The organism is Winogradskyella poriferorum (assembly GCF_050618035.1).
Lineage (GTDB): Bacteria > Bacteroidota > Bacteroidia > Flavobacteriales > Flavobacteriaceae > Winogradskyella > Winogradskyella poriferorum_A.
Genome location: NZ_JBODPY010000040.1, coordinates 1 through 268 on the forward strand (window position 1 = coordinate 1; position 268 = coordinate 268).

The window sequence follows — 268 nt, forward strand, 5'->3', positions numbered from 1 at the left end:
ATCTGGGGATTTGTCTTTTGGAAACTATCTGTGATCTTACCAAAGGAAAGTGCAGAAATTGAAGCTTCATGGTTTTTAATTTTGAATTCACTATTTATTATAACACTGGCACCATTATTCTCGAAAATATGGGAGAGTAAATACAATCCTTCTGCTGCAGTTAAATTTGCTATTGGTTTATTGCTACTAGGTTTAGGTTTTGCAGCATTATCTTATGGGTCTTCATCAATACCACAAGGAGCGAAAACAGCATCTGTTAGCATGATCT

General features: G+C 35.1%; 1 pseudogene. It reads left to right on the top strand.

Features of this window, described 5'->3' with window-relative positions:
- Positions 1–268 (top strand): annotated as a pseudogene (locus ACRHOC_RS14840) (peptide MFS transporter); the annotation flags it as partial.